Below are 17,687 nucleotides of genomic sequence, written 5' to 3' on the forward strand. Positions count from 1 at the left end.
TACTGCCGGGGCGGGGGCTGCCTCCGCCCCGGCGCATCGCGTACCGACCAACGGTCGGTACCTACCGGATTCGGGGAGGCGCAATAGCTGTAGAGCCACCCGCCCGTAGCGGCGAACCTCACCCCGCGAATGCGCTCAGCCGACCCTCGTGCTCGATGACCTGGATCGGCCCCCCGAACACCTCCGACAGCGGCCCATCGCGCAGCAGCTCCTCCCGCGTGCCATCCGCCGCTATGCGCCCTCCGCGCAGCAGTACCACGCGTTCGATTTCCGGAATCACTTCCTCGATGTGGTGGGTCACCAGCACCAGGGTGATGCCCTGCGCCGCCAGCGTGCGCATGGTGGCGATCAGATGCTGGCGCGCCACCAGGTCCAGCCCGGTGGACGGCTCGTCCAGGAGCAGCGCCTGCGGCCGGTTGACCAGCGCGCGGGCGATCAACACCCGCCGCGTTTCCCCGGCCGACAGCTCTGCATAGCCGCGTTGCAGCAACGTCAAGGCACCGGTCAACGCCAGCGTCTCGCGCACCCGCACACGCATGGCATCGGTGACCTCGCGGAACGCGGGCACCACGAAGCTGGCGAAGAAGCCGGACAGCACCGCCTCCTCCACCGTCAGCCCGGGCATGTCCGCCAGATTGCTGCTGAGGTCACCGGTGACGATGCCCAGCTGAGAACGCAGCCGGTCCACCTGCCAGCGGTTCTGGCCCAGCACCCGCACCGCCACGGTGCCGTCGGCGTGTGCCAATGGGTACAGCTCGCGGGTGATGAGCTTGATGAACGAGGACTTGCCGCAGCCGTTGGGGCCCAGCAGCGCTGTGTGCTGGCCCTGGGCGATGCGCAGGCTGAGGTCGTGCAGCACCCGGACCTGACCACGGACCACGCAGGCTCGGTCGAGTTCGATCAGGGGGGCGGCGTCAGACGAAAGTAGGGTTGCAACGGTCATGAATGCGGGGGCGATGCTCACGAAGGAGGAGAACAACTGAATGACTGCACAAAAATCGCATCAGACGGATGAAGTTTGCAACTTCTGGCCGCATCATGTCCGAACCTGTACCCGTTCCCTGCTGGCCGTCGCGGCCCGGAGTTCCCGCAATGCTCGATACGCTCCTCAACTTCCTGACCGGCGGCGTCGTCGGCCTCGGCTGGTGGGGCATGGGCCTGGTGCTGCTGGTGTTTACCCAGCTGACCATCTTTGCCGTCACGCTGTACCTGCATCGCAGCCAGGCGCACCGCGGCGTGGACTTCCACCCGGTCATCGCGCACTTCTTCCGCTTCTGGACCTGGCTCACCACCTCCATGATCACCAAGGAGTGGGTGGCCATCCACCGCAAGCACCACGCCAAGGTGGAGACCGAAGAAGACCCGCACAGCCCGGTCACCAAGGGCATCAGCACGGTGTTCTGGCGCGGCGTGGAGCTGTACCGGGAAGCCCGGGGCATGCGTGCGGACATCGAGCAGTACGGCCGCGGCGCCCCGGATGACTGGATCGAGCGCCACCTGTACACCCCGCACGCCAACCTCGGCCCGGTCGCGCTGCTGGTGGTGAACCTGCTGCTGTTCGGCCTGCCCGGCGTGGCCTTGTGGGCAATCCAGATGGCATGGATTCCGTTCTGGGCCGCCGGCGTGGTCAACGGCCTGGGCCACTGGTGGGGCTACCGCAACTTCGAGTCGGCCGACACCTCCACCAACCTCACCCCGTGGGCGTTCTGGATCGGCGGCGAAGAGCTGCACAACAACCACCATGCCTTCCCCAGTTCGGCCCGCTTCTCGATGCGCCGCTGGGAATTCGACATCGGCTGGACCGCCATCCGTGGCCTGCAGGCCGTTGGCCTGGCCAAGGTGCTGCGCGTTGCTCCCAGCATGGACGTGCGCCCGAACATTGCCGTGCCTGATGCCGAAACCCTGAAGGCGCTGCTCTCGCACCGTTTCCAGGCCATGACCGACTACCAGCGCAACGTGTTCGTGCCAGCGCTGCGCGAAGAGGCCGCCATGGCCGGCGCCAAGCTGCGCCAGCTGTTGCCGCGTCGCATGCAGCGCGGCCTGGTCAACGACGGTCGCTGGCTCAAGCCCGACTGCCGCGCCGAGCTCAGCACCTGGGTCGAACAGCGTCCGCGCATCCGCGTGCTGGTCGAACACCGCGCGCGTCTGGCGGCCCTGCTCGAGGCCCGCGGCAACGACGCCGCCGAGCGCCTGAAACTGCTCCAGGCCTGGTGCCACGAGGCCGAAGCCAGCGGTATTGCCGCGCTGCAGAACTATGCCGCGCGCCTGAAGGGCTACGCGCTGACGGCGCACTGACCGGTGCGTGCCGCCCATCGCAACTCTGGAAAACGCCGCCTCGCGCGGCGTTTTTCCTGCCTGTCGCTGCTGCTGCTCGCTGCGGCCGCACAGGCTCAGGTCACCGACACCCGCAGCTACCTGCAGCGCATGGACACGGACGGCGATGGAAAGGTCAGCGTCGAGGAATACGTGCAGTGGATGCTCTATGCGTTCGACCGCATGGACCGCAACGGCGATGGCGTGTTGAGCGCCGACGAGCTGCCCGGCGGCAAGGGCAAGCCGATCACGCGCGACCAGCAGCGCCAGACCATCGTCGAGCGCTTCCACAAGCAGGACGCCAATGGCGACGGGTTCCTGAGCGCGAAGGAGCTGTCCGCGCCGCCGCGTTGAAATACTGAAGATATTCTGCAGACTGCCGATAGGACGGCAGGGGCCCCGCGCCGATCGGTTTCAACCAACACGGAGCACAAGGATGTCAGTCATTCCTCTGAATCGCAGTCTGCGAATTGTTGCCGCAGCCACAGTCATGTGCGGTCTGTCCGGCTGCGTAACCCTTTCCGGGACATATGTCGTTTCGGCCACGGACGCCGAGGGTCGCGAGCTTTCCTCCAACGTGCGCATGACCGCCGATGGAAGCCGCATCTACACCGCGCGCAATGCGCTGTGTTCGGCCTATCCCGGTGCCGTGGTGCACATCAAGGACCTGCAGACAGGCGAAGAGCTCCGCTCGGAGAGTCCGTACACCTGCAAAGCAGCGAAGTGACTGGACGGCGGAAGGGGAGCAAGCCTTCAGTGCGGAAGGCAGGACGCTGACCGGCCGCGTCGCCATCGAGCTCGATGCTGGTTACGCCGTTCGATACGCGCGCGACGCAGAATGACGCGAAGCGCGCGGCCAGAAACTCAAATGAAGGACCGGAAGTGATTACGGAAGATTTTTCCCTCGCTCAGAACAACTTCGAGCTCGTCGATCAGGGGATCGTGGATGGTTACGATGCCTTCTCCTACGACTGCGCTGGTGAAGCTGCTGGGCACGGGTGAGCTGGGCAACTATCTCTATCTTCAACCGCAGGGGCGCGCTTCCCGCGACGCCTTGGAACAGGCCGCGAAGGCGTGGCTGGGCGAGCAGGCCAGATTCTGTCTCGAGCGTGGAAATGCCGAGCTGCATCAGCTGGCTTCCAATGTGCCTGTCATATTTGTAGGCAAGGAGGCGTACTACGCAGCGCTGATGCGTGATCATCCTGGCAGCGACATTTCGGAGTTTGTAAGCGACACGCTGATTGCGTCCTACAGTGCGTTGCCACTTTCGATCTACGGACTCGGCGAAGCGCTTTACGGAATCGCTGCTGATTACGATCTGTCCTGGTACGTGATGCAGCCCTTGCTGGAGGTCTCAATCGACTTCTCGATCTACTACGAGTTCTGGAGACTGGGCGGGCAGTCCTTGCTGAGTGACGAAGGCCTGTTGGTTCGTGCGGATTGATTCCGTGAACGTCTGGGAGGGCGTGCCTTAGAATCCCCCCATGCCCGAGCTCCCCGAAGTCGAAACCACCCGCCGCGGCCTGGCCCCGCACCTGGCAGGCCGCAGCATCCACGGCGTGATCCTGCGCAGGCCCGACCTGCGTTGGCCGATTCCCGACGAAATCAGCGCCCTGCTGCCGGGGCAGGCCATCCAGGGCGTGCGCCGCCGCGCCAAGTACCTGCTGCTCGATACCGCCATCGGCAGCGCGCTGCTGCACCTGGGCATGTCCGGCAGCCTGCGTGTATTACCGGGCGACACTCCTGTGCGGGCGCACGACCACGTCGACATCAGCCTGGACAACGGCCGCCTGCTGCGCTTCAACGACCCGCGCCGCTTCGGCAGCCTGCTCTGGCAGCCGGCCGGCGAGACCCATGACCTGCTGGCCGGGCTGGGCCCGGAGCCGCTGGACGACGAATTCGACGGCGACTACCTGTTCCGGCGCAGCCGCGGCCGCAGCGCCTCGGTGAAGACCTTCCTGATGGACCAGGCCATCGTGGTCGGGGTGGGCAACATCTACGCCGCCGAGAGCCTGTTCATGGCCGGGATCAACCCGCTGCGCGAGGCCGGCAAGATCTCGCGTGAGCGCTACCAGCGCCTGGCCACGGCGGTGAAGCAGATCCTGGGCCACGCCATCACGCGTGGCGGCACCACGCTGCGCGACTTCATCAACCCGGACGGCGCGCCGGGCTATTTCGAGCAGGAACTGCTGGTCTACGGGCGTGAAGGCCAGCCCTGCCGCCAGTGCGGGCGCCCGTTGCGCCACGCCACCATCGGCCAGCGCGCCAGCGTCTGGTGCGGGTACTGCCAACGCTGAACCGTCGCACGCACAGCCGCGTACGGGCGTTATAGTCGGCCCAACGTCACCGGCGGGGGTGTGCGATGGACGAAAGCCCGGATATCACCGTATGGCTCGACTCGGCCAGGTCGGGCGACCGTGCCGCGCTGGACCGGGTGCTGACCCTGCTGTACCAGGAACTGCACAGCATGGCGCGACGCCAGCTGGCTGGGCAGCAGGGCCGCACGCTGGATGCCACCTCGCTGGTGCATGAGTCCTATCTCAAGCTGCTGGGTGCACGCGGCGGGGCCCGGTTCGAGGACCGGGCGCACTTCTTCGCCTATGCCGCCTCGGCCATGCGCAGCGTGGTGGTCGATTACGCACGCAACCGCTTGGCCCGCAAACGCGGCGGCGATCTGAAGCGGGTAGCCGAGATTCCAGAGAACAGCAGCAGCGGCGTGCGCCTGGACGAAGACCTGCTGGCGCTGGATGTGGCGCTGGCGCGCCTGCAGGCGGTCGATGGCCACTTGGCCAAGGTGGTGGAGCTGCGTTACTTCGCGGGGCTGTCCGAACAGGAGATCGCCGATCTTTGCCAGCGCTCGGAGCGCAGCATCCGGCGTGACTGGCAGAAGGCGCGCATGTTCCTGCTGGCCTCGGTCCGCGAGGACTGACACCGGCAGGCAGGGAGCCCGCGCAGGCGTGCGGGCAATGACACGATCGTGGGGCCAGGGGCGGGAGCGGGCAATGGACGCAGTGCGCTGGCGGCAGGTGTCCATGCTGCTGGATCAGTTGCTGGAAATGCCTCCGGACCAGCGCGCAGCGCGGCTGGCGCACCTGCGTGCGGCCGATCCCGCACTGGCCACCGACCTGCAGCGGCTGCTCGACCATGAGCAGGAAAGCCAGGAGTTCATGGCGCAGCCGCTGTGGACCGCCGCGCCGGAAGACAGCCGCGCCGGCACCCACATCGGCCCCTACCGGTTGCTGCGGCAATTGGGCGAGGGCGGCATGGGAGAGGTCTGGCTGGCCGAACGCGCCGATGGCCTGTATCAGCGCCAGGTCGCGCTGAAACTGCTGCGCAGCGGCTATGCCGACCCGGGGCTGCGGCAGCGTTTCAGTCGCGAACGCGAGATTCTGGCCCGCCTGCAGCACCCGCACCTGGCCCAGCTGCTGGACGCAGGCGTGGACCTGCAGGGCCAGCCCTACCTGGCGCTGGCCTACGTGGAAGGCGAGCCGATCACCGACTACTGCCAGCGCCTGCAGCTGCCGCTGGAGCGCCGCCTGCAACTGATGCTGCAGGTGTGCGCCGTGGTGAGCCACGCGCACGCCAACCTGATCGTGCACCGCGACCTGAAGCCCTCCAACATCCTGGTCACCGCCGACGGCGAGGTGAAGCTGCTGGATTTCGGCATCGCCAAGCTGCTCGACGACGAGGAGGCCCGCGCCAATGCGGCCCATCCGCCGACCGAGGCGCGCGCCTTCACCCTGCACTACGCCGCGCCGGAGCAGGTGCGTGGCGAGGCGGTGACCACGCTGACCGACGTGTATTCGCTGGGGGTGGTGCTGTTCGAGGTGATCACCGGGCGCAAGCCCTACCGCCTGCGCCGCCATAGCGATGCCGAGTGGGAACGTTCGATCCTGGAGGTCTCCGCACCGCGTGCCTCCAGCGTGGTGCTGCGTGGCGACACCGCCGATGCGGCGCCGTCGGTCGCCACCCGCCGCCTTGCCCGGCGCCTGCGTGGCGACCTGGACACCATCCTGCTCAAGGCGCTGCAGAAGGAGCCGGCGCAGCGCTACGCCTCGGTGGAGGCGCTCGCGCAGGACCTACGGCGTTTCCTTGAGGGTCGCCCCATCCACGCACGGCCGCAGCGCGCGCTGTACCGCCTGCGCAAGTACCTGGGGCGGCATCGCTGGGGCGTGGTGCTGGGTGCGCTGTGCGTGCTGGCACTGGTCGCGCTGGCGGTGCTGGCGCTGTGGCAGATGCAGCAGGCGCGGCGCGAAATCGCCCGCGCGCAGGCCATGCAGGACTTCACCATCGGCCTGTTCGACCGCGCCGCCAGCGTGCGCCACGGCAGTTTCGACGTGCGCCAGCTGCTGGCCACCGGGCAGCAGCGCGGCGAAGCCGAGCTGGCCGACCAGCCGCTGCCGCTGGCCGACCTGGAAGGGGTGATCGGGCGCCTGCGCATCGGCATGGGCGACTACCAGCTGGCGCTGCAGACCCTGGATCGGCAACGCGCGTTGCTGGAAGAGCTGGATGAGGTGCCGCCGGCCCTGCAGTTGGAAGCGGTGACCCAGCGCGGCCGCGTGCTGCGCATGCTCGGCCGCTCCCGCGAGTGTGTTGCGCACATGACCCCCATGCAGGCGCTGGCCCTGGCCCAGCGCCAGGCGCTGCCCGCGCAGGTGGCCGAATACCACGCCCAGCTGGGGCGCTGCCAGCAGCTGCTGGGCTACCGTGACGAGGCGCGTGACGCCTTCGAGCTGGCCTTGGCATTGCGGCGCGGTGCGGTCCACGACGTGACCGGAACGGCGGAGAGCCTGGCCGATCTGGCGGCGCTGGAGAACGACGAGGGGCATCCACAGGCCGCGCTGTCCGGCTATCGCCAGGCGCTGGAGCTGCTGCAGGTACGCTCCAGCGAACGCCACCCGCAGCTGGTCACGCTGCGCCGCCATCTGGGCGAAACGCTGGCGGCGCAGGGCGATCTGGATGCGGCCGAACAGACGCTGCACATCGCCTGGTCCGACGCGGTCAGCCTGTATGGCCCCGACCACCCGGAGACGCTGAACATCCGTCGCCTGCGCGCCACCCTGGCCCTGCAACGCGGCGACCTGGAGCAGGCCGAGGCCACCCTGCAGCAGGTGCACCGGCTGACCCTGCTCGCGCTGGGCGACCAGCACCGCGACACCGGCCAGACCTGGCATGCGCTGGGGCGTTCGGCGCTGGAGCGCGGCGACACCGAGGCGGCGGTGGCCAACTTCGGGCACGCGGTGGCGATCTGGCGACAACCCGACTGCGTGGGCCTGCTGCCGCAGGGCCTGTACGACTGGGGCAGTGCACTGGCCGACGCCGGTCGCTGGCAGGAGGCGCTGGCGGCGCTTCGCGAGGGGCGCCAGTGGCAGGCGGCGCAGCGGGGGGAAGACGATCCGGACGTGCAGCGCGCAGACCGCAAGATGGCCGAGATCATCGGCGAATACGTCGACCCGTGGGAGGCCGGCGACCGCCTGGCGGCCCTGATGCGGCATTCCGCGCGCGGTGGACCGGACGCGCTGATGCAGCGGCAGGCCGTGCAGCTGGCCTGGGGCCGCAACCTGATCCGCATGGGCCAGCCGGTGGAGGCGCAGCGCGCGCTGCAGCCACTAGCCCAAGCCGTGTCGCCCGACCCGCGCAACACCCAGCTGCGCTGGCTGGCCCGGTCCGCGCTGGGCGAACTGGCCTGTACCGAGTCGCCGGCGCGGGGCCGCGACCTGCTGCTGCGGCTGCAGGCCGAGGTGAAGCAGCAGCGCCCGCAGGGCGGCCGGGTGGCACGCCGGATCGAGGCCGCGCTGCAGGCGTGTCCCACCCGCGGCACGCTGGCCCGCAGGGGGCAGACTGAACGCCGGGTGGCCACCACAGCGGCGAATTAACGCAAGCGTGCCTATGATGGCCGGCCCTCTCCTGCCATCGCTGCCTGCATGCAACGACGCGACTTCATCCGCAACGCCTCCCTGGCCCTGGCCGCCATCGGTTTTCCCGCGCTGCCGGCCTGTGCCGCGCAGGGCAGCCAGGTGGGCCTGCGCCGGCTCGGCCAACCGCAGCCCTTCGATTTCGCCACGCTGAAGGGCCAGGCGCGCGCGCTGTCCGAGGCGCCGTACAAGACCCACCGGCGCACCTTGCCGGGGCCGCTGGAGGCGCTGGACTGGGACCAGTACCAGTCGATCAGCTATCGCCAGGATCACGCGCTGTGGGCCGACCAGCCCGGCCGCTTCCAGGCCAAGTTCTTCCATCTGGGCCTGTACTTCCATTCGCCGGTGCGCATGTTCGACGTCGTCGATGGCAAGGCGCAGGAACTGGCGTATGACCCGGCGGCGTTCAATTACGGCAAGAGCGGCCTGAAGAACGGCCAGCTGCCGGCCGACCTGGGCTTTGCCGGGTTCCGCCTCAATACCCGCCAGGACACCGACCGCGACTTTGCCGCGTTCCTGGGCGCCAGCTACTTCCGCGCGGTGGGCAAGGAAGGCCAGTACGGCCAGTCCGCGCGTGGCCTGGCGATCGACACCGGCATGGGCCGCCCGGAGGAATTCCCGGACTTCATCGCCTACTTCCTGGAGCAGCCGGCGGCCGATTCCAACACGCTGGTGGTGTATGCCCTGCTGGATTCGCCCAGCGTGGCCGGCGCCTACCGGTTCGCCATCACCAATGGCGATGTGTTGCTGATGGACGTGGATGTGGCGCTGTATCCGCGCAAGACCATCGAGCGCCTGGGCATCGCCCCGTGCACCAGCATGTACCAGGTGGGCGAGAACGACCGCCGCATGGCCTGGGACTGGCGCCCGGAGATCCATGACACCGACGGCCTGTCGATGTGGACCGGGGCAGGCGAGTGGATCTGGCGCCCGCTGTCCAACCCGCGCCAGCTGCGCTTCAACATGTTTGTGGACAACAACCCGAAGGGGTTCGGCCTGCTGCAGCGCGACCGCAACTTCGACCACTACCAGGACGACGGGGTGTTCTACGAGAAGCGCCCGTGCCTGTGGGTGGAACCGAAGGGGCAGTGGGGCAAGGGCTCGGTGCAGCTGGTGGAGATTCCCACCGTGGACGAGACCTTCGACAACATCGTGGCGTTCTGGAACCCGGAAGCGAAGCCGCAGCCGGGCCAGGAAATGCTGCTGGGTTACCGCCTGTACTGGGGCGCCGAGCCGCCCGCGCGGCCGCCACTGGCGCAGGCCATGGCGACCCGCACCGGCCTGGGTGGGGTGATCGGCAAGAAGCGCGAGTATTTCTCCTGGCGGTTTGCCGTCGACTTCCAGGGCGGCGAGTTGGCCGCGCTGATCGACAAGGGCGAGGTCGAAGCGGTGGTCCAGACCAGCCGTGGCCGCACCGAAACCGTGTCGGCGCGCCCGCTGCGCGAGATCAAGGGCTACCGCGCCATGTTCGACCTGGTGCCGCCGGACAACAGCACCGACCAGATCGACATCCGCCTGTACCTGCGCAGCGGCGGCAAGACGCTGACGGAAACGTGGTTGTACCAATATTCGCCGCCGCCGGCGGGGGCGCCGGAACGGACGTTGTATTGATGACGTGTACCCACCAACGGTGGGTACCTACCGGCGCGGTTACAGCGGTAACCGCGCCTGGGCCGGATCAATCCGGCCCTCGCCCCGCGTGATCTTCTTGAACTCGGCGCGGCTGACCGACACGTAGCGCTCGTTGCCGCCGATCTCGACCTGCGGGCCGTCCTGTACCGCGTGGCCGTGTTCGTCCACGCGCACGGTCATGGTGGCCTTCTTGCCGCTGTGGCAGATGGTCTTGATCTCCTGCATCTCGTCGGCCCAGGCCAGCAGGTACTGGCTGCCTTCGAACAGCTCGCCGCGGAAGTCGGTGCGCAGCCCGTAGCAGAGCACCGGAATGCGCAGCTGGTCGACCACTTCGCTCAGCTGCCAGACCTGGCTGCGGCTCAGGAACTGCGCCTCGTCCACCAGCACGCAGCCCAAGGGGCCATGGCTGGCGATGTCATCGCGGATCAGCCGTTCCAGGTCGGTGTCGCGGTCGAAGGCCACACCGTCGGCCTTGAGTCCGATCCGCGAGGCGACCACGCCGCGCCCGGCACGGTCGTCCAGCCGTGGGGTGAGGATGGCCACGCGCATGCCGCGCTCACGGTAGTTGTGCGCCGACTGCAGCAGCGTGGTGGTCTTGCCGGCGTTCATCGCCGAATAATAGAAATAGAGCTTGGCCATCGAGGGATTTTAGTCGATGGGGTTGCCAACGGTGGTGGCCGGGCCGACATCCACGGTGCCGCTGGCTCCGCCGGCGCGGGCCAGCTCCTGGTCCTTCCATTGCCAGTACTGCGTCGGCTTCCAGTACTCGTCCCGATAGAACGCGTCGGCGTCCACGGTCCGGGCGCCGCGGTGCTCGCGCACGTACAGTTCCATCCGCGGCACCGAGCCGGTGCGGCTGCCGGTCACGTTGCGCAACCCGGCGCGCAGCTCGCGCTCCAGCCGGGGCTGGGCGACCGGATCACCGTACTGCACGTACAGTGCCCGCCCTTCGCTGACCGCGCGCTGCCGCTCGGCCGGATCCAGCGCGGCCCAGTACCGCTCGCGCTGGGCCAGCAGGAACGGGGTGCCGCGTTCGGCGGCCAGATCCATCCACGCATAGCCGATGGCGCGGTCAGCCGGGCCACCCTTGCCGTTCCACCACATCTCGGCCAGGGCCGCCTGCGAAAGCTTGTCGGCATAGCGCGCCGCCGCCTGGAACAGGCCACGCGCCTCTTCCAGGCGCCCTGCCACCTGGGCGTCGTGGCCCTGCTGGCGGTAGCGCATATCCGGGTGGTTGGCCATGAACGCCGGGCTGCTCAGCACTTCCCGGGCGCTCAGGTCTGCCACTACCGGCTGGGCCAACACGGGCGACACGGCCAGGGCCGTGACTATCCCCCAGATCCATCGATAACCGTCGTTTCTGTTCACGTTGCACCTCCCTGGCTCGTGACGTCCTCAATACCGGCTGCCGGTGGCGGCGTCAACCGGATCGACCGCCCGGCAGGCCCGCTACAATGGCCCATCCCCGGAGATGGCATGCACGGTCTCAATCCCCCCCAACGCGCGGCAGTCCTGCACTGCGAAGGTCCCCTGCTGGTGCTTGCGGGCGCGGGCAGCGGCAAGACGCGTGTGATCGTGGAAAAGATCGCCCAGCTGATTGCCAGCAAGCGCTACCCGGCGCGGCGGATCGCGGCGATCACCTTCACCAACAAATCCGCCAAGGAAATGCGCGAGCGTGTGGCCAAGCGGCTGCATGGTGGCGACGCCGAAGACGTCACCATCTGCACCTTCCATGCGCTGGGGCTGAAGTTCCTGCAGATCGAACACGCCGCGGTCGGTCTCAAGCGTGGCTTCTCGATCTTCGATGCCGACGATTCCACCTCGCAGGTCAAGGACCTGATGTACGGCGCCAAGCCGGACGACATCGAGGACGTGAAGAATCTGATCTCGCGTGCGAAGAACGCCGGCCTGTCGCCGGAACAGGCGATGGCGGCCGCGCGCAGCAACCGCGAGAAGGAAGCGGCCAGCGTCTACGAGCGCTACCAGCTGCGCCTGAGCGCGTTCAACGCGGTGGACTTCGATGACCTGATCCGGCTGCCGGTGCAGGTACTGGAAGAAAACCCGGAGATCGCGCTGGCCTGGCGCGAGCGCATCGGCTATCTGCTGGTCGACGAATGCCAGGACACCAATGACGCGCAGTACCGGCTGCTCAAGCAGCTGGCCGGCAGCGTGGGCAACTTCACCTGCGTGGGCGACGACGACCAGTCCATCTACGCCTGGCGCGGCGCGAACCCGGAAAACCTGCAGCAGATGGCGCGCGACTATCCCGCGCTGGAAATCATCAAGCTGGAGCAGAATTACCGCTGCTCCAACCGCGTGCTGCGCGCGGCCAACGCGTTGATCGCCAACAACCCGCACGAGCACCTCAAGAAGCTGTGGAGCGACCAGGCCGACGGCGAACGCATCCGCGTGTGGGAGTGCCGCAACAGCGAACACGAAGCGGAAAAGGTCGCGGCCGAGATTTCCTATCTGGCCACCTCCAAGCAGATTCCGTGGAGCGACTTCTGCATCCTGTTCCGCGGCAACTTCCAGTCGCGGCCGCTGGAAAAGGCGCTGCAGCTGGTGCGCGCGCCGTACCACATCACCGGTGGCACCGCGTTCCTGGAACGCCAGGAAGTGAAGGACACGCTGTCGTGGCTGCGCCTGCTGGTGAACCCGGACGACGACACCGCCTTCATGCGTGCGGTGCAGTCGCCCAAGCGTGAGGTAGGTGCCGGCACCCTGGCCAAGCTGGCGGAACTGGCGTCGGACAAGGACCTGCCGATGGCGCATGCCGCCGAGGCGATCGGCGCGCTGTCGCAGCTGCCGCCGCGCGCGGCCAATGGCCTGAGCCGCTTCACCGACATCCTGCGCGACCTGCGCGCGGAAATGCCCAAGCTCAGCTCCGGTGACCTGGTGCGCAAGCTGGTGAAGGACTCCGGCCTGGTGTCCGAGCTGCGCGGGGCGTGCAAGGAAGAATCGGTGTACCAGCGCCGCGTCGGCAACCTGGAAGAACTGGCGCAATGGTTCGAGGGCGGCCCGCGTGGCGCCACCACCGCCGACCTGGCCGCGCAGCTGGCGCTGTTGTCGCGCAACGACAAGGACGATGGCGGCAACCAGGTGCGCATGATGACCATGCACGCGTCCAAGGGCCTGGAATTCCCGTACGTGTTCATCATCGGCTGCGAAGACGGCGTGCTGCCGCACCAGGTCAGCCTGGACGAAGGCAACCTGCAGGAAGAGCGCCGGCTGCTGTACGTCGGCATCACCCGTGCCAAGGTGCAGTTGTGGATGAGCTACAGCAAGCTCACCCGCAAGTTCGGCGAACACATCCGGCTCAAGCCCAGCCGCTTCTTCGACGAGATTCCCGCCGAGGAAATGCAGCGCGACGGCGCCGACCCGGTGGCTGACGCCGCGCGCAAGAAGGAGCGCGCGAGCGCGGGGCTGGCGGCGATCGAGGCGTTGTTCGATTGAGGGGGGCGGCTGCACAATCGTCCTATTCCAGCCTGCGAGGGACGCCATGTCCGCCCTGATCCAGACCGACCGCCTGCATTTGCGCCTGATCGATCCCGATCACGATGCCGCCGACATGCTGGCCCTGCTCAACGAACCCGGCTTCATCCGCCATATCGCCGACCGCGGCGTACGCACGCTGACGCAGGCGCGCGACTACACTGCCGAACGCGTGCTGGGCAGCTACACGCTCAACGGGTTCGGGATGTACGCGGTCATCCGGCGCAGCGATGGTGCGTGGCTGGGCAACGCCGGGCTGGTGCGCCGCGATGGCTTGCCGGCACCGGATGTGGGCTATGCGCTGCGGGCGCAGTACGAAGGCAACGGGTACGCGCTGGAAGCCGCGCGCGCGGTGATGCACTACGCCCGCGACGTGCTCGGTTATCCGGACCTGTACGGCATCGTGGCGCCGGAAAACCTGCGTTCGGCCGCGCTGCTGCGCAAGCTGGGCATGGAAGACCGCGGCGACCTGCGTCTGCCGGCGCCGCGCGATGAAGAAGTGCTGCTGCTGTTCGCCACGCCGGGCGCGCCGGCGGTGGTGGGGGCATGAACGCCTGACGGGCGGCTTCGGTTGGGGTTCAACGTCGGGGAATTCGCCGACGCCTGCGGTTGTGCGTGCCCGGTGACTTGTGCCGCGCGTTGCGCGGTTGACACGCATGGCGTGTCACTACGAATTGTTACGTGCACAGGACGATGGCGTTGTGGCTTCGTCCAGCCGGGTCGCGGACGCCGTAGAGCCGGGCTCTGCCCGGCTGCTCTTCAGCTGCCCGGCTGCTCTTCAGCCGCCCAGCTGCGCGCGCAGTTCCGCCAGCTGTTCCTGCAGCGTGGCCACCGTGGTTTCCAGCGCCTGCACGCGCGCTTCCAGTGCAGCGTTGCCGCCGCCGCCACTCGCGGGCGCTGACTTGTACTGCTCGGCCAACGCCTGCACGTCCACCGGGCCGGCCAGCAGGTGCATGTAACGGTCCTCGCGCTGGCCGCCCGCACGCGGCAGCAGCACCGCCAGGCCACGCTGGATCATGCGCTCCACGTGGTGGCGCAGTTCGTCCGCGTCCTGGAACTGGAACAGACGCTCGCTGCGGGTGAGCAGCTCGTTGACGGTCTGCGGGCCACGCAGCAGCAACAGGCCCAGGATCGCCAACTGCTGCCGGGTCAGATCCAGCGCACTGCCGGCGCGGTGTTCATAGCGCTCGGCGCGCGAGGAGAACTGCTGGCGGGCCAGGCCCATCGTCTCCAGCTGGCGCAGTGCATGGTGCACATCGCCGGTCGACAGCTGCAGCACCGGCTCGCGGGCCGTCTTCTGGTTGGCGGCGACCTGGGCGGCATTGACGGTGAGCGGGTAGGCGTCCGGGGTGGTGGCCTCCTTCTCGATCAGGCAGCCCAGGGCGCGGGCCTGGGCCGCGCTGAGCACGGGCAGGGCGGGGGTCTGGGTGTCGTCGGTCATGCGGCGCTCCGGGGTGTTTCTGGGGCATGCAGCATAGCCGAGGCCCGTGCCGGGCATGAACGCAGGCGGCCAAGCCGGTAAACTGGCGCCACTCAGTTCTGGTGATTCCCATGCGTCATACCGCTGTTTCCCTGTCCGTGCTTGCCTGTGCCGTGATGGCGTTGGGTGCGTGCAAGCGCACCGAAACCCCCGCCGAAGCTGCGGCCCCGGCGCCTGCTGCGGCCACCGCCGCGCCGGCCGCCACCGGCGATGCCGCCGTCGCCGCCAACGACAACCTCAACGCCGTGCTGTGGATGCAGCGTTCGCAGGAATACCGGGCGATCACCGAGCAGACCTACCGTGCCGCCGCCGACCACCTGGACAAGGCGCTGAAGGAAGCCAACTGGGATGCGCTGGTGCCCGAAGAGCGCGGCAACGCCGCCAAGGGTTTGAAGCCGGCCGTGGTGCTGGACGTGGACGAAACCGTGCTGGACAACTCGCCCTACCAGGCGCGCCTGGTGCGCGACGGTGGCGAGTACGACGAAATGAGCTGGGACCAGTGGGTAGCCGAAAAGAAGGCCAAGGCCATTCCGGGCGTGGTCGACTTCGCCAAGGCCGCCAACGCCAAGGGCGTGACCCTGCTGTACATCTCCAACCGCGCCGTGCATCTGAAGGAGGCCACCTTGGCCAACCTGCGCGCCGAGGGCCTGCCGGTGGCCGATGACAGCGTGTTCCTGGGCCTGGGCACCGTGGTCAAGGACTGCGAGCAGAACGGCAGCGAGAAGAACTGCCGCCGCCGCCTGGCCGGGCAGAACTACCGCGTGCTGATGCAGTTCGGCGACCAGCTGGGCGACTTCGTGGAAGTCACCGCCAACACCAACGACGCGCGCGACGCCCTGCAGCAGCAGTACCACGACTGGTTCGGCGAGCGCTGGTGGATGCTGCCCAACCCGACCTACGGCGGCTTCGAGCCGGCGCAGTTCAACAACGATTACAGCCAGTCGCGCCAGGCCCGCCACGATGCCAAGCGCGCGGCGCTGGATTACGCGCCGTGAGCCGCGCCCCGCTGCCGCTGCGTGAGGACGAACGCCTGATCTTCGCGCTCGACGTGCCGGGGCGCGAGGACGCGCTGGCCTGGGTGGACCGGCTGGGCGACGCGGTGTCGTTCTACAAGATCGGCATGGAACTGCTGGCGTCGGGCGAGTACTTCCAGGTGCTCGACGCCCTGGCCGCGCGCGACAAGCGCGTGTTCGTCGACCTGAAGTTCTTCGACATTCCGGCCACCGCCGCCGCGGTGATCAGGCGGCTGTCGGAGTGGCCGGTCAGCTACGCCACCATCCACGGCTGGCACCCGGCCATGATGGAGGCCTGCGCGGCCGCCAACAGCAGCGACATGCGCCTGCTGGCGGTCACCGTGCTGACCTCGATGGGGCGCGATGACCTGCGCGGCATGGGCATCGACCGCGAGCCGGTGGATGTGGTGGTGGAGCGTGCGCTGGCCGCCCAGGCCGCCGGCATCGACGGCGTCATCGCCTCGGGCCAGGAAGCAGGGCCGATCCGCGCCGCCACCGGTGCCGGGTTCTCGATCGTGTGTCCGGGCATCCGTCCCGGTGGGCCGGTCGGCGACGACCAGAAGCGCACCGTGGGGGTGGCCCAGGCCTTCGCCGACGGTGCCGATGCCATCGTGGTCGGTCGCCCGATCCGCCTGGCCAGCGACCCGCGCGCCGCCGCCCTGGCGATCCAGGCGGAGATCCGCAGCGCCCTGCGCTGATCGATTGCGGACACACTGCGCATCGGGACGGACCCCCGTCTCGATGCCGCCATGCGCCCGTTCGCAGAAATGCATCCATCAATCGCTGGCTCCCTGTTTCTGCGGGTGAAACGGGACCCGCGACGCAGTTGATCCGCCTCCTTTGCCGTCGAATCGACCTGGCGCGAGCCACCGGCCGCGTGCCGTTCGATTCCACTCACCGCAAAGGAGTTGCTGTATGCGTAACCGTTACCAACCGGCCTGGGTTGTCGGCCTGATCTTCTCCACCCTGTCCCTGTCCGCCGCGGCCACCCCGCCGCTGGACGGTCATGCGCCGCGCATCATCGGCGGTACCGATGCCCCACCGGGGGAATACCCCTTCATGGCCAGCCTGCAGCAGCTGGGACGGGGCGACTCGGACCACGCGCGGCACTGGTGCGGGGGCACCCTGATCTCACCGTCATGGGTGCTCACCGCCGCGCACTGCGTGGCCGGCCAGGCACCGGCCGGGTTCACCGTGCTGGTCGGCCAGACCCGGCTGGAGGACACCCCGCGCCGCCGCGTGTCGAACGTGAAGGCCATCCACGTGCACCCCGCCTTCGAGTCGCGCGGGCTGGTCAACGATGTGGCACTGATCCAGCTCAAGCGCCCCATCACCCGCCTCGAACCGGCCGACCCGCTGCTGGGCGGCGACACCAGCTACCTGCGGCCCGGGCGGGGCTTCACCGTCATTGGCTGGGGGGTGACCGGGCACCCGGACGCCCCGCTGCCGACCGCCCTGCAGACCGTGCAGGTCCCGTTCGTGCCGTTCAACGCCTGCAAGGCGGCCTACCCGGGTGTGCAGGCCGGCACCGTGATCTGTGCCGGCGCCGAAGGCCTGGACAGCTGCCAGGGCGATTCCGGCGGTCCGCTGATGGTGCAGCGGGGCGGCCGGTGGACGGTGCTGGGCACGGTCAGCTGGGGCGAGGGGTGCGCGCAGGCCGGGGCGCCCGGCGTTTACGCGCGCCTGTCGGGGGGCTATGTGCGGGATTTCCTGCAGGCCACCTGGACCCGTGACTGAAGGCCTGTAGCGCTCGGTCGTGACCGGGGCCGGCCCCGCGAGGGGGCGGCCCCTTCCTTGACCGCGGCAGTTCGTCGCCCGCCGCTGTTATCCAGGTTTTTCAAT

The 17,687-nt window shown here is 68.5% G+C and carries 18 protein-coding genes; 14 read left to right on the forward strand and 4 right to left on the reverse strand.

All coding sequences use genetic code 11. From position 1 onward, the window contains the following. Window positions 1-118: 118 nt before the first annotated feature. On the reverse strand, window positions 119-943 hold the full coding sequence (locus tag ACOZHM_RS06395; RefSeq protein WP_421568269.1) for an ABC transporter ATP-binding protein: 825 nt from the start codon (window positions 941-943) through the stop codon (window positions 119-121). A gap of 149 nt (window positions 944-1,092) precedes the next feature. Here ACOZHM_RS06395 and ACOZHM_RS06400 point away from each other — a divergent pair, with 149 nt between their 5' ends. The 9 genes from ACOZHM_RS06400 (at window position 1,093) to ACOZHM_RS06440 (ending at window position 9,839) form a co-directional block, all read left to right on the forward strand. Continuing rightward, window positions 1,093-2,295, forward strand: a complete 1,203-nt coding sequence (locus ACOZHM_RS06400; protein WP_421568270.1) for a DesA family fatty acid desaturase — start codon at window positions 1,093-1,095, stop codon at window positions 2,293-2,295. A gap of 66 nt (window positions 2,296-2,361) precedes the next feature. Next, entirely contained in the window at window positions 2,362-2,667 is a 306-nt protein-coding gene (locus tag ACOZHM_RS06405; RefSeq protein ID WP_421568616.1) for an EF-hand domain-containing protein, read from the forward strand. 82 nt (window positions 2,668-2,749) lie between these two features. After that, window positions 2,750-3,040, forward strand: coding sequence for a hypothetical protein (locus tag ACOZHM_RS06410; RefSeq protein ID WP_421568271.1), 291 nt, complete (start codon window positions 2,750-2,752; stop codon window positions 3,038-3,040). A gap of 74 nt (window positions 3,041-3,114) precedes the next feature. Further along, window positions 3,115-3,315, forward strand: coding sequence for a hypothetical protein (locus ACOZHM_RS06415; protein ID WP_421568272.1), 201 nt, complete (start codon window positions 3,115-3,117; stop codon window positions 3,313-3,315). After that, complete coding sequence (locus ACOZHM_RS06420; protein WP_421568274.1) at window positions 3,293-3,757, forward strand: hypothetical protein; 465 nt, start codon at window positions 3,293-3,295, stop codon at window positions 3,755-3,757. The genes ACOZHM_RS06415 and ACOZHM_RS06420 overlap by 23 nt, the downstream gene beginning before the upstream one ends. A 40-nt stretch (window positions 3,758-3,797) precedes the next feature. Beyond that, on the forward strand, window positions 3,798-4,610 hold the full coding sequence (gene mutM / locus ACOZHM_RS06425) for a bifunctional DNA-formamidopyrimidine glycosylase/DNA-(apurinic or apyrimidinic site) lyase (RefSeq protein WP_421568275.1): 813 nt from the start codon (window positions 3,798-3,800) through the stop codon (window positions 4,608-4,610). A gap of 65 nt (window positions 4,611-4,675) precedes the next feature. Beyond that, on the forward strand, window positions 4,676-5,242 hold the full coding sequence (locus ACOZHM_RS06430) for an ECF-type sigma factor (RefSeq protein ID WP_421568276.1): 567 nt from the start codon (window positions 4,676-4,678) through the stop codon (window positions 5,240-5,242). A gap of 73 nt (window positions 5,243-5,315) precedes the next feature. After that, window positions 5,316-8,189, forward strand: coding sequence for a protein kinase domain-containing protein (locus tag ACOZHM_RS06435; protein ID WP_421568277.1), 2,874 nt, complete (start codon window positions 5,316-5,318; stop codon window positions 8,187-8,189). 48 nt (window positions 8,190-8,237) lie between these two features. Beyond that, the gene (locus tag ACOZHM_RS06440) at window positions 8,238-9,839 is read left to right on the forward strand and encodes a glucan biosynthesis protein (RefSeq protein ID WP_421568278.1); all 1,602 of its coding nucleotides are present in this window, start codon (window positions 8,238-8,240) and stop codon (window positions 9,837-9,839) included. Between the two features lie 39 nt (window positions 9,840-9,878). Here the strand turns inward: ACOZHM_RS06440 and ACOZHM_RS06445 are convergent, their stop codons facing one another. Together ACOZHM_RS06445 and ACOZHM_RS06450 are read right to left on the reverse strand one after the other, a co-directional pair. Beyond that, entirely contained in the window at window positions 9,879-10,499 is a 621-nt protein-coding gene (locus tag ACOZHM_RS06445; protein ID WP_421568280.1) for a thymidine kinase, read from the reverse strand. Between the two features lie 9 nt (window positions 10,500-10,508). After that, on the reverse strand, window positions 10,509-11,228 hold the full coding sequence (locus ACOZHM_RS06450) for a hypothetical protein (protein WP_421568282.1): 720 nt from the start codon (window positions 11,226-11,228) through the stop codon (window positions 10,509-10,511). A 108-nt stretch (window positions 11,229-11,336) separates the two neighbouring features. Between ACOZHM_RS06450 and ACOZHM_RS06455 the strand changes: the two genes are divergently transcribed. Next, window positions 11,337-13,313 carry a UvrD-helicase domain-containing protein gene (locus ACOZHM_RS06455; RefSeq protein ID WP_421568283.1) on the forward strand — a complete coding sequence of 659 codons (1,977 nt, stop codon included), beginning with the start codon at window positions 11,337-11,339 and terminating at the stop codon, window positions 13,311-13,313. A gap of 46 nt (window positions 13,314-13,359) precedes the next feature. Further along, window positions 13,360-13,902, forward strand: coding sequence for a GNAT family N-acetyltransferase (locus tag ACOZHM_RS06460; protein WP_421568284.1), 543 nt, complete (start codon window positions 13,360-13,362; stop codon window positions 13,900-13,902). A 228-nt stretch (window positions 13,903-14,130) separates the two neighbouring features. Here ACOZHM_RS06460 and ACOZHM_RS06465 read toward each other — a convergent pair whose 3' ends face one another. Then, window positions 14,131-14,793 (reverse strand): YceH family protein, encoded by a 663-nt coding sequence (locus ACOZHM_RS06465; protein ID WP_421568285.1) that lies wholly within the window; start codon window positions 14,791-14,793, stop codon window positions 14,131-14,133. A gap of 110 nt (window positions 14,794-14,903) precedes the next feature. On the opposite strand from ACOZHM_RS06465, the gene ACOZHM_RS06470 reads away from it, so the two are divergent. The 3 genes from ACOZHM_RS06470 (at window position 14,904) to ACOZHM_RS06480 (ending at window position 17,582) form a co-directional block, all read left to right on the forward strand. Then, window positions 14,904-15,827 (forward strand): 5'-nucleotidase, lipoprotein e(P4) family, encoded by a 924-nt coding sequence (locus ACOZHM_RS06470; protein ID WP_421568286.1) that lies wholly within the window; start codon window positions 14,904-14,906, stop codon window positions 15,825-15,827. After that, entirely contained in the window at window positions 15,824-16,543 is a 720-nt protein-coding gene (gene pyrF, locus ACOZHM_RS06475) for an orotidine-5'-phosphate decarboxylase (protein WP_421568287.1), read from the forward strand. Before ACOZHM_RS06470 ends, pyrF begins: the two co-directional genes overlap by 4 nt. A 217-nt stretch (window positions 16,544-16,760) precedes the next feature. After that, entirely contained in the window at window positions 16,761-17,582 is an 822-nt protein-coding gene (locus tag ACOZHM_RS06480; RefSeq protein ID WP_421568289.1) for a S1 family peptidase, read from the forward strand. Window positions 17,583-17,687 lie beyond the last annotated feature (105 nt).

This window comes from Stenotrophomonas sp. PD6, from assembly GCF_049199305.1.
Lineage (GTDB): Bacteria > Pseudomonadota > Gammaproteobacteria > Xanthomonadales > Xanthomonadaceae > Stenotrophomonas.